Source organism: Serratia sp. X3, from assembly GCF_014982455.1.
Taxonomy (GTDB): domain Bacteria; phylum Pseudomonadota; class Gammaproteobacteria; order Enterobacterales; family Enterobacteriaceae; genus Serratia; species Serratia ureilytica.
Genome location: NZ_JADCNB010000001.1, coordinates 2084763 through 2096113 on the forward strand (window position 1 = coordinate 2084763; position 11351 = coordinate 2096113).

Sequence of the window (11351 nt, forward strand, 5' to 3'; positions counted from 1 at the left end):
GCCCCGATGACTCAACCCACTCCGCTTTGCCCGAACCGCATGCAGGTGCATTCCATCCAGCGTGAAACCGCCGACGTCTGGACGCTGAACCTGATCTGCGACGTTTTTTATCCTTACCAGGCCGGCCAGTTCGCGCTGGTCAGCATTCGCAACAGCGAGGAGACGCTGCGCGCCTATACGCTCTCCTCCTCGCCTGGCCAGAGTCGCTTTCTCAGCATCAGCGTGCGCTGCCTGCCGGACGGCGTCGGATCGCGCTGGCTGACGCAAGAGGTCAAGCCCGGCAACACGCTGTGGCTGTCCGACGCGCAGGGCGAATTCAGCTGCGAGCGCCACCCGGCCGATCGTTATCTGATGCTGGCGGCCGGCTGCGGCGTGACGCCGATCGTCTCGATGTGCCGCTGGCTGACCGCCAACCGTCCAACCTGTGATATCGCCGCGATCGTTAACGTACGCACCCCCGCCGACACGATTTTCGCCGATCAGTGGCGCGCGCTGTGCGCCGCCCATCCGCAGCTGCGCCTGACGCTGATGGCCGAGCAGGATCTGCAGCCCGGCTACCTCTGTGGCCGCATCGATGAACAGACGCTGCGGCAGGCGGCGCCGGATATCGCCGAACGCACGGTGATGACCTGCGGCCCCGCGCCCTACATGGATCAGGTGGAGCAACTTTGTCGCCGGCTCGGCGTGCCGGCCGAGCGTTTCCATAAGGAGCAGTTCCACACGCCGACGGCACAGGCTGACGCAACCGAAGGGCTGACGCTGCGCGCCGCCCGCCCGCTGCGCGAATTCCGCGTGCCGGTCGGCAGCACCCTGCTGGCAGCGATGGAGGCCAATGCCCTGCCGGTCAACGCCGCCTGCCGTGCCGGAGTATGCGGTTCGTGCAAAACCCGCATCCTCGAGGGCGACTACACCACCACCAGCACCATGACGTTGAGCGCGGAAGAAATCGCGCAGGGCTACGTGCTGGCCTGCAGTTGCCAGCTGCAGGGCGATGTCACCCTGGCGTGATCCCTGGCCCCATCGCCGCGATGGGGCATTTATCGGCAAGTTCCCCGTGGCCAGCCCGGTTACACTTTTCCCCGTCCTACGCTCTTTACCCTTCCTGACCGCATCTCGTCCACAGCCGGTAAGCTATGCTTGCAGTTGTTCTGCTGCCACTCACCGGATCGAGTCCACATCGTTTTTCAAACCATGTTTGGGGGAACCATGAAGCAAACCGTAGCCACACTGATCGCCAAAACGCTGGATCAAGCCGGCGTAAAACGCATTTGGGGCGTGACCGGCGATTCGCTCAACGGCCTCAGCGACAGCCTGCACCGCATGGGCACCATCGAATGGCTGGGCACCCGCCATGAAGAGGTGGCCGCCTTCGCCGCCGGCGCCGAAGCCCAGCTCACCGGCCAGTTGGCGGTGTGCGCCGGTTCCTGCGGCCCCGGCAACCTGCATCTGATCAACGGCCTGTTCGACTGCCACCGCAACCATGTGCCGGTGCTGGCGATCGCCGCACACATCCCTTCCAGCGAAATCGGCAGCGGCTACTTCCAGGAAACCCATCCGCAGGAGCTGTTCCGCGAATGCAGCCACTATTGCGAACTGGTCTCCAACCCGGAACAGCTGCCGCGCGTGCTGGAGATCGCCATGCGCAAGGCGATCCTCAATCGCGGCGTCTCGGTGGTCGTCTTGCCGGGCGACGTGGCGCTACGCATGGCGCCGGAAGACGCGGCCTTGACCTGGCATACCCCGGCGCTGCCGCTGGTGCAGCCGCCGATGAGCGAGCTGAACAAGCTGGCGGAAACGCTGAACAAGGCGAAGAACATAACCCTGATGTGCGGCAGCGGCTGCGCCGGCGCGCACGATGAAGTGGTCAAGCTGGCCGAGCTGCTGCAGGCGCCGGTGGTGCACGCGCTACGCGGCAAAGAACATATCGAATGGGACAACCCGTACAGCGTCGGCATGACCGGACTGATCGGTTTCTCCTCCGGTTATCACGCGATGATGAACGCCGACACGCTGGTGCTGCTCGGCACCCAGTTCCCCTACCGCGCGTTCTACCCCACCAACGCCAACATCATTCAGATCGACATCAACCCCGGCAGCATCGGCGCGCACTGCCCGGTCAATATGGCGCTGGTGGGCGATATCCACACCACCCTCACCGCCCTGCTGCCGCAGCTGGAGCCGAAGCGCGATCGGGCGTTCCTCGACAAGGCGCTGGAGCATTACCGCAACGCGCGCAAGGATCTCGACGGGCTGGCGACCGCCGGCGACGACCAACCGATCCACCCGCAGTATCTGGCGCAGCAGCTCAGCCACTATGCCAGCGACGACGCCATCTTCACCTGCGACGTCGGCACGCCGACGGTGTGGGCCGCCCGCTACGTGAAAATGAACGGCAAGCGCCGCCTGCTCGGTTCGTTCAACCACGGTTCGATGGCCAACGCCATGCCGCAGGCGATCGGCGCTCAGGCCACCGCGCCGGATAAACAGGTGATCGCCATGTGCGGCGACGGCGGCTTCACCATGCTGATGGGCGATTTCCTGTCGCTGGCGCAGCTCAAGCTGCCGGTGAAAATCGTGGTGTTCAACAACAGCGTGCTGGGATTCGTGGCGATGGAGATGAAGGCCGGCGGCTACCTGACCGACGGCACCGATCTGCATAATCCGGACTTCGCGGCGATCGCCAACGCCGCCGGCATCAAGGGCATCCGCGTGGAAAAAGCCTCCGATCTGGACGGCGCGCTGCAGGAGATGTTGGCGCACCCCGGCCCGGCGCTGCTGGACGTGGTCACCGCCAAGCAAGAACTGGCGATGCCGCCGCAGATCAAATTCGAACAGGCGAAAGGCTTCAGCCTGTACATGCTGCGCGCCATCATCAACGGCCGCGGCGACGAAGTGGTCGAGCTGGCGAAAACCAACTGGCTGCGCTAAGCAAGCTGCCCCGGTCAAATAAAGGGTATATGATGCCATGTACCCTTTTCCTCTCCCTTACATTCCAGGAACCCTATGCTTATCGATCTACGCAGCGACACCGTTACCCGCCCCAGCGCCGCTATGCGCCAGGCGATGGCTCAGGCAGAAGTCGGCGACGACGTCTACGGCGATGATCCGACGGTCAACGCGCTGGAGGCGGAGGCGGTGCGTCTGTCGGGCAAAGAAGCGGCGCTGTTTCTGCCCAGCGGCACCCAGGCCAACCTGGTGGCGCTGCTGAGCCACTGCCAGCGCGGCGATGAATATCTGGTCGGCCAGCAGGCGCACAACTACAAATACGAAGCCGGCGGCGCAGCGGTGCTGGGCAGCATCCAGCCGCAGCCGATCGAGGCCGACGCCGACGGCACGCTGCCGCTGGACAAGCTCGCCGCCGCCATCAAACCCGACGATATCCACTTCGCCCGCACCCGGCTGTTGAGCCTGGAAAACACCATCAGCGGCAGAGTCTTGCCGCAGGCCTACCTGCAGCAGGCGTGGCAGTTTACCCGCGAGCGGCAGCTGGCGCTGCATATCGACGGCGCGCGCATCTTCAACGCCGCCGTGGCGCTGAACCTGCCGCTAAAAGAGATCGTGCAGTACTGCGACACCTTCACCATTTGCCTGTCGAAAGGGTTGGGCGCGCCGGTCGGCTCGCTGCTGTGCGGCAGCGAGGCTTTCATCCAACGCGCGCTGCGCTGGCGCAAGATGACCGGCGGCGGGCTGCGCCAGGCCGGCATTTTGGCGGCGGCCGGCCTCTACGCGCTGGAGCATAACGTCGCGCGGCTGCGCGAAGACCATGACAACGCGGTCTGGCTGGAGCAACAGCTGCGGCAGATCGGCGTGGAGATCGCCGAACCCGGCGCGCAGACCAACGTGCTGTACCTGCGCCAAACGCCGGCGCTGGCGGCCAAATTCGGCCCGTGGATGCGCGAACGCGGCGTGCTGATCAGCAGCGGCCCGCTGACGCGCATTCTGACCCACCTCGACGTCAGCCGTCAGGATCTGCAGCGGGTGGTCGAACTGTGGCAGGAGTTTCTTCAGCAGCACGCCTGATTTCCCCTCCCGGTGCGCCGGGAAGTCTCTTATCGCCCGCCGATGGCGTCGACAAAGCGGCGGGTGATCTGTTGCGGGCGGGTAATGGCGCCCCCTACCACCACCGCATGCGCCCCCAGCGACAGACAGCGCGCGGCCATCGCCGGCGTTTCGACATTGCCTTCAGCGATGACCGGCACCGATACCGCCGCCAGCACCGCACGCAGAAAGCCGAAATCGTTATCCGCCAGTCGGGCGCCCCGGCTTTCAGCGGTATAGCCGTACAGCGTGGTGCCCACACAGTCGAAACCCAGCCTGGCGGCCTCTTGCGCCTCCTCCAGCGTGGCGATGTCCGCCATCAGCAGCAGCCGGGGATACCTGGCGCGGATCGCGGCGACCAACGCCGCCAGCTGCAATTCCCCCGGCCGCGGGTGGCCGGTGGCGTCCAGCGCGATCATCTGCGGCGCCGCCGCCATCAACTCATCGATTTCACGCAGGGTCGGCGTGATGTAGACGTCGCTGCCCGCATAATCGCGCTTTATGATGCCGATGACCGGCAGCGCCACCGTGCGCATGATAGCTTTGACGTCTTCGACGCCGTTGGCGCGGATCGCCGCCGCGCCGCCTTGCTCGGCTGCCAGCGCCATGCGCGACATGATAAAATCGCTGTGCAGCGGCTCGTCGTCCAGCGCCTGGCAAGACACCACCAGGCGCCCCTCAATCTGCTGCAAAATGGAAAGCGTCATAAATCCAACAACTCCTCGACTTCGTTTTTAATGATGGTGACGTGCGGGCCGTAGATCACCTGAACACCGTTGCCGCGAACGATAACTGCCCGTGCGCCGCTGGCCTTCAGCCCGCTTTCGTCCAGTAACCGGCTCTGTTTCACCGTCACGCGCAACCGCGTGGCGCAACAATCCAGTTCGACGATATTCTCTTTGCCACCCAGCGCCGCCAGCACCTGCTGCGAGCGTTCGGTGCCCGTCATCACCGCTTCCGGCGAGGTTTCCGCCTCGCGCCCCGGCGTTTTAAAGTTGAAGCGCACGATCAGGAAACGGAACGTGAAGTAGTACAGGAAGAACCAAGGCACCCCTGCCAGCGGGACGTACATCCAGTGGGTTTTCGCTTCGCCCTGCAGCACGCCGAACAGCATGAAATCGATAAAGCCGCCGGAGAACGTCTGGCCGATGGTGATATGCAGGATGTGAGCGATCATGAACGCCAGGCCGTCGAACAGCGCGTGCACCACGTACAGCGCCGGCGCGACAAACAGGAACGAGAATTCGATAGGTTCGGTGATGCCGGTCAGAAACGAAGTCAGCGCCGCCGACAGCAACAGTCCGCCGACGCGTTTGCGGTTCTCGGGACGCGCACTCTGGTACATCGCCAGGCAGGCGCCGACCAGGCCGAACATCATGGTGATAAAACGGCCGGACATGAAACGCGCCGTGCCGATATAGAACTGCTGAGTATTCGGGTCGGCCAACTGGGCGAAGAAAATGCGCTGTGTGCCTTCCACCAGTTGTCCGTTGATCACTTCGCTGCCGCCGAGCGCGGTGGTCCAAAACGGTAGATAGAAGATGTGATGCAGGCCGAACGGCCCGAGCATGCGCAATACGAAGCCGTAGATAAAGGTACCGAGATAGCCGCTGGCGTCTACCAGCCCGCCCATGCCGAAGATCAACTGTTGGAAATGCGGCCACACCACCGTCATCAGGGCACCGACCGCCATCGCCGCCAGCGAGCTGACGATCGGCACAAAGCGCGAGCCGCCGAAGAAACCCAGGAACGGCGGCAGCGCTATCTTGTTGTAGCGGCCATGCAGATACCAGGTCACCAAACCGATGACCACCCCGCCGAACACCCCGGTCTCCAGCGTCTGGATCCCGAGAATCGTTCCCTGCCCCATCGCACCCGCGTTCTGCGTGGCCAGCGTGCCGTTGATTTTCAACAGCGCATTGATGGTGGCATTCATTACCAGATAGGCGATCAGCGAAGCCAGCCCCGCCGTGCCCTTGTCGCTTTTGGCCAGCCCCACCGCCACGCCGACCGCGAACAAGACCGCCAGGTTGGCGAACACAATAGCACCGGCACTGGCCATCACGGTAAATATGCTTTGCAACCAGCCGACATCGAGGAAGGGATACGCCTCGACGGTATTGGGATTGGACAGCGCACCGCCGATCCCCAACAGCAGGCCGGCCGCCGGCAGCACGGCGATCGGCAGCATGAACGACTTGCCGAACAGCTGAGCTTTTTCGAACCAGCCGCCGGAGCGCGGCAATTCTGGTATTGACATAAATTTTCCCCCGACATCATTTTTATGATGAAAATTTTTACCACATTAAAATATTTTTAATGAAAAATTTATTCATAACGATGATCGGCTTCACAATCCGTCGATTTCACTGGCGAGCCGCGGCGTCTTTCCGCCACAATAGAAACGGGAATACTCAGAAAGGTAACGTGATGAATACAGGCAACTTGTTATTGCGGCTGCGGCAGGATTTGGCGGGGTACAGCCCCACGCTGCAAAAGCTCGGCAACTATCTTCTTGCGGAGCCCTCCCGCGCCGTTTACCTGACCATCACCGAACTGGCGCGTGAAAGCGCCACCAGCGAAGCCAGCGTCACGCGGCTGTGCCGCCATCTCGGCTGCAAAGGCTATACCGAATTTAAAATGGCGCTGGCCCTCAGCTTGCAACAAAGCCAGCCGGAAGCGGCGACGCGGCAAAGCGCGGCGGAAAATTTGGTGGAAGAGAGCGTACAGGCGCTGCGGGATACCGGCGCGCTGTTGGATCCGCAGGCGCTGCAACAGGCGGCGGACAGCCTGCAACGTTGCGCTTCGGTGCAGATTTACGGCGTCGCCGCCAGCGCCATCATCGGCGACTTCCTGCACTACAAGCTGTTGCGCCTCGGCAAACCGGCGCAGCTGTTCAGCGACATGCACCGGGCGGCGATGAATGCAGCCTCGCTGAATGAGCGGGATCTGCTGATCGTCATCTCCAGTTCCGGCTCAACCAAGGACGTGCTGCATGCGGTGACGTTGGCCAAAGGGCGCGGCGCACGCGTGATCGCCGTCAGCAATACCCAACGCAGCCCGCTGGCCAAGATGGCGGATACGCTGCTGGTGGCGGCCAAACCGGAAGGGCCGCTGACCGCTGGCGCCCTGCCGGCCAAGGTCGGCGCCATGCTGCTGGTGGAGTTGATGATCGCCGAACTGACTCAGCGCGATCCCGCCTACGCTCAGGCGATGCAGACCACCGCCAGCGCGACTCTGCCGCTGCTGCTGTAATCAGAAGATCCAGCGGCCGTAAACCCAGTACCACAGCCCCAGCACCGCCGCCAGGTTGAGCGCCACGCTGAGAATAAACCAGGTTTTAAACGGCTGCTTCTGGGTCTTGTGGCGAAACAGCTGTTGCGCCAGCAGCGCGCCCAACCAGCCGCCCAGCGCGCCGAACAGCAACAGCGTCGCCTCCGGCACCCGTCGCCACCCCTTGCGCGCAGCCAGCTTATCGCCGCCGTAGATCAGAAACGTCAGCAGATTGGCCGACAGCAGCCACATCCACACCGGATGCGGCGAGAACAGGCTGGCGATCAGCGCCAGGCCCAGCAGGGCGTAACAAATCACATTGAGCTTCATGACATCCGGTCTTCGTTCGATAAGGGGCGCGTAGTGTGAACCTGCGCCGCGGCGGATGCAACCGGCTTATACCCATACAAAAAGTGCATTTAAACTCTGAATTTGGCATCCTGTCGCTCTGCGACTCTTTCACCGCACAAGGCGGCACGATGACACCCCAACGCATATTGGTTCTTGGAGCCAGCGGCTATATAGGCCAGAACCTGATCCCGCACCTGATCGAACAGGGGCACCAGATTACCGCCGCCGCGCGGCGCATCGAGTGGCTGCAGGAGCAGAACTGGCCGCAGGTCAACTGCCTGTATGTCGATCTGTACCGCCCGGAAACCCTGAGCGCGGCGCTGTGGGAGATAGATACGCTTTACTATCTGGTGCACGCGATGGGCGACGGCGACGACTTTATCGAGAAGGAACGCCAGGCCGCGGAAAATCTGCGCGACGCGCTGCGCAATGCCTGCGTCAAGCAGGTGATCTTTCTCGGCGCGCTGCAGCCGAACGACGACAGCTCGCCGCACCTGGCGGCGCGCCGCCTGACCGGCGAGATCCTGCGCCAGAGCGGCGTGCCGGTGACCGAGCTGCGCGCCGGCATCATCGTCGGCCCCGGCTCGGCGGCGTTCGAAGTGATGCGCGACATGGTCTATAACCTGCCGGTGCTGACGCCGCCGCGCTGGGTGCGCTCGAAGTCCTCGCCGGTGGCGCTGGAGAACCTGCTGGTTTATCTGGCCGATCTGCTGGTGCACCCGGCGCAGGAACACCGCATCTTCGACGTCGCCGGGCCGGAATACCTCAGCTATCAGGATATGTTCAAACGCTTTATCGCCATCAGCGGCAAGCGGCGCTGGCTGATCCCGATCCCCCTGCCGACGCGGCTGATTTCAGTGTGGTTCATCAGCCTGATCACCTCGGTGCCGACGCCGATCGCGCGCGCGCTGATCCAGGGCCTGAAGCACGATCTGCCCGCCGACGGCAAACCGTTGCAGGCCCTGATCCCGCAACGTCTGCACACCTTCGATCAGGCGGTCACCGCCACGCTGCAGCGCGAACTGGAGGTGGTCGATTCCGCCGACTGGGGCTACGATCCGGCGGCGCGGGCCCGCTGGCGCCCCGGCTACGGCTATTACCCGAAACAGGCGGGATGTTCGCTCGACACCGCCGCCTCCAGCCAGGCGCTGTGGCAAACGGTGCAGCAGTTGGGGGGCAAGGAAGGCTATTTCTACGCCAATATCCTGTGGCGGATCCGCGCCCGCATGGACGACATGATCGGCAACGGCGTGGTCTATGGCCGCCCGGCGCGCGCGTCCCTGGCGCTGGGTGACGAGATCGACGGCTGGAAAGTCATCACGCTGAAGCCGCTGCGGCAGCTGGCGCTGCTGTTCGGCATGAAGGCGCCGGGGCTGGGGCGGCTGAGCTTCACCATTACCGATCGCGGCGATCGCCGCACGCTGGACGTGCGCGCCTGGTGGCATCCGGCCGGCTTCAGCGGGCTGCTGTATTGGTTCGCCATGATGCCCGCGCATCTGTTCATTTTTCGCGGCATGGCGAAGCGCATCGCCGAGCTTGCCGAGAACCTGGATCGCCAACAGCGCTGAATGCCGTTCATTTGTCGATCAACCGCACAGTTTGCCGCTGTGCTTCGGGGCTTTCCGATTGCATAGCGCACGAAATCACGGAAGAATGGCATCTTATTTGCTGGGAGCGCCGCAAGCGCCCGCCGGTATTCCGATTTTGGGTGAGAATAGAGTCCGTTATGAAGGTATTGGTCACCGGTGCAACCAGTGGGTTAGGCCGTAACGCCGTTGAATATCTGCGCCGCCAGGGCATCAAAGTGCGCGCCACCGGCCGCAACCAGGCGATGGGCGGCCTGCTGGAAAAAATGGGCGCGGAGTTCATTCATGCCGATCTCACCAACCTGATCTCTTCGCAGGCCAAAGCGATGCTGGCGGACGTCGATGTGCTGTGGCACTGCTCCAGCTTTACCTCGCCCTGGGGCACCGAAGAAGCCTTCGAACTGGCCAACGTCCGCGCTACCCGCCGCCTCGGCGAATGGGCGGCGGCCTATGGCGTGGCGCAGTTCATTCACATCTCTTCCCCGGCGATCTATTTCGACTACCACCATCACCGCAACGTGACCGAAGACTTTCGCCCGCAGCGTTACGCCAACGAGTTCGCGCGCAGCAAGGCCGCCGGCGAGCAGGTGATCCAGCAACTGGCACTGTCCAATCCGCAGACCCATTTCACCATTTTGCGCCCGCAGGGCCTGTTCGGGCCGCACGACAAGGTGATGTTGCCGCGGTTGCTGCAGATGATCAAACGCTACGGCAACCTGCTGCTGCCGCGCAGCGGCGCGGCGATGGTGGACATGACCTATCTGGAGAATGCGGTGCACGCCATGTGGCTGGCGACGCTAAAAGAAGACACGCCGTCCGGCCGCGCCTACAACATCACCAACCAGCAGCCGCGCCCGCTGCGCACCGTGGTGCAGCAGCTGATCGACGATTTGGGCATGAAGTGCCGCATCCGCTCCGTCCCCTATCCGATGCTCGACATGATGGCGCGCGGCATGGAGCGCCTGGGCAGCAAAAGCGAAAAGGAGCCGGTGTTGACCCATTACGGCGTCGCCAAACTCAACTTCGATCTCACGCTCGATACCACCCGCGCGCAGCAAGAGCTGGGCTATCAGCCGATCGTCTCGCTGGAAGAAGGCATCGCGCGCACCGCCCGCTGGCTGAAAGATCACGGCAAACTGCACGGCCTGTAATCAACGCCACGCGCCGTACTTCAACAGCAGCGCATCGATAATCGCCTCACTCTCTGCATCCGGTTCACCGCGAACATCGTCGGGCCGGAAATGCATCTGAAACGCCGCCAGCACATTGCGCTGCTGCCGCGCATCCCATGACGAATCAACCGCGTAGCCGTAACGCGCCAGCTTATCAAGCAGCGGCGCCAGCGGCACCGGCGCATGGCGATCGCGCCCCGCCAACAAACGCTGCACGTCTGCCTCGTCCGGCCAGGCGCCGATGCCGGCCTGCGCCAGTTGCCGCCAGGGGAACAGCGGGCCGGGATCCTGTTTGCGCTGCGGTGCGATGTCACTGTGCCCCACCACGTCCTGCGGCTGGATGCCATAGCGTTGGATGATATCGCGGCTCAGCGGAATCAGCACGGCGATCTGCTCCGCCGTATAAGGCTGCCAATGGGTGAACAGCATGCTGCGGGTGAACCCCTTGTTGACGATTTCAATGCCGATCGAGGTGTCGTTGAGATTGCTGCGCCCGCGCCAGGCGCTGACGCCGGCATGCCAGGCGCGCATCGCCTCCGGCACCAACCGGTACACCGTCGGTTTGCCGTGTTCGCGCTGCGGGTGCGCCGGCAACAGGTAGTGTGCGCTGACGTGTTCATCGGTCAGCGTTTTCAGTGATGAATGAAAGTCTTCCGCCGTGTAGTGCATCACCAGAAACCGAATGCGCTGATCGGCGCCCTGCGCCTGATGCAAGGTTTCGAGCTGGTAAACGCCACGATCGACGAGCGTGTCCTGCTGCGGATTTTGGCATCCCGCCAACAGCGCGGCGGCGATGATCCCTGGCCAAATTTTCACTTATCCTCCTGATTGACGTCCGTGAAAGATGTAACGCGACGCGATTAATCTGTATCCAATCATCACGCTCATCGAGAAATAATGACAGATAGCGCCGATGTGCAAGCGAGTGTTG

The 11351-nt window shown here is 63.1% G+C and carries 10 protein-coding genes; 6 read left to right on the plus strand and 4 right to left on the minus strand.

The features are described 5' to 3' along the window. Positions 1–6: 6 nt before the first annotated feature. The 3 genes from hcr (at position 7) to ltaE (ending at position 4020) form a co-directional block, all read left to right on the plus strand. Complete coding sequence (gene hcr, locus IMX17_RS10050; protein ID WP_046897062.1) at positions 7–1008, plus strand: NADH oxidoreductase; 1002 nt, start codon at positions 7–9, stop codon at positions 1006–1008. Between the two features lie 198 nt (positions 1009–1206). Beyond that, the gene (poxB, locus tag IMX17_RS10055; RefSeq protein WP_193549698.1) at positions 1207–2928 is read left to right on the plus strand and encodes a ubiquinone-dependent pyruvate dehydrogenase; all 1722 of its coding nucleotides are present in this window, start codon (positions 1207–1209) and stop codon (positions 2926–2928) included. 75 nt (positions 2929–3003) lie between these two features. Further along, a complete protein-coding gene (gene ltaE, locus IMX17_RS10060) occupies positions 3004–4020 on the plus strand; it encodes a low-specificity L-threonine aldolase (RefSeq protein WP_046897061.1) in 1017 nt (338 codons plus the stop codon). A 29-nt stretch (positions 4021–4049) separates the two neighbouring features. On the opposite strand, the gene IMX17_RS10065 is transcribed toward ltaE, so the two are convergent. Both IMX17_RS10065 and IMX17_RS10070 read right to left on the minus strand, forming a co-directional pair. Next, a complete protein-coding gene (locus IMX17_RS10065; RefSeq protein WP_046897060.1) occupies positions 4050–4745 on the minus strand; it encodes an N-acetylmannosamine-6-phosphate 2-epimerase in 696 nt (231 codons plus the stop codon). Continuing rightward, positions 4742–6298: a PTS transporter subunit EIIC gene (locus tag IMX17_RS10070; protein ID WP_046897059.1), complete on the minus strand. Its 1557-nt coding sequence runs from the start codon at positions 6296–6298 to the stop codon at positions 4742–4744. Before IMX17_RS10070 ends, IMX17_RS10065 begins: the two co-directional genes overlap by 4 nt. 167 nt (positions 6299–6465) lie before the next feature. Between IMX17_RS10070 and IMX17_RS10075 the strand changes: the two genes are divergently transcribed. Next, positions 6466–7293, plus strand: coding sequence for a MurR/RpiR family transcriptional regulator (locus tag IMX17_RS10075; protein WP_046897058.1), 828 nt, complete (start codon positions 6466–6468; stop codon positions 7291–7293). Here the strand turns inward: IMX17_RS10075 and IMX17_RS10080 are convergent, their stop codons facing one another. Further along, on the minus strand, positions 7294–7641 hold the full coding sequence (locus IMX17_RS10080; protein WP_046897057.1) for a DUF1294 domain-containing protein: 348 nt from the start codon (positions 7639–7641) through the stop codon (positions 7294–7296). A gap of 149 nt (positions 7642–7790) precedes the next feature. Here IMX17_RS10080 and IMX17_RS10085 point away from each other — a divergent pair, with 149 nt between their 5' ends. Then, positions 7791–9230 (plus strand): DUF2867 domain-containing protein, encoded by a 1440-nt coding sequence (locus IMX17_RS10085; RefSeq protein ID WP_193549699.1) that lies wholly within the window; start codon positions 7791–7793, stop codon positions 9228–9230. A 158-nt stretch (positions 9231–9388) separates the two neighbouring features. Next, positions 9389–10399 (plus strand): NAD(P)-dependent oxidoreductase, encoded by a 1011-nt coding sequence (locus IMX17_RS10090; protein ID WP_046897055.1) that lies wholly within the window; start codon positions 9389–9391, stop codon positions 10397–10399. Here the strand turns inward: IMX17_RS10090 and IMX17_RS10095 are convergent, their stop codons facing one another. Further along, complete coding sequence (locus tag IMX17_RS10095) at positions 10400–11236, minus strand: N-acetylmuramoyl-L-alanine amidase (protein ID WP_046897054.1); 837 nt, start codon at positions 11234–11236, stop codon at positions 10400–10402. Positions 11237–11351: the final 115 nt, after the last annotated feature.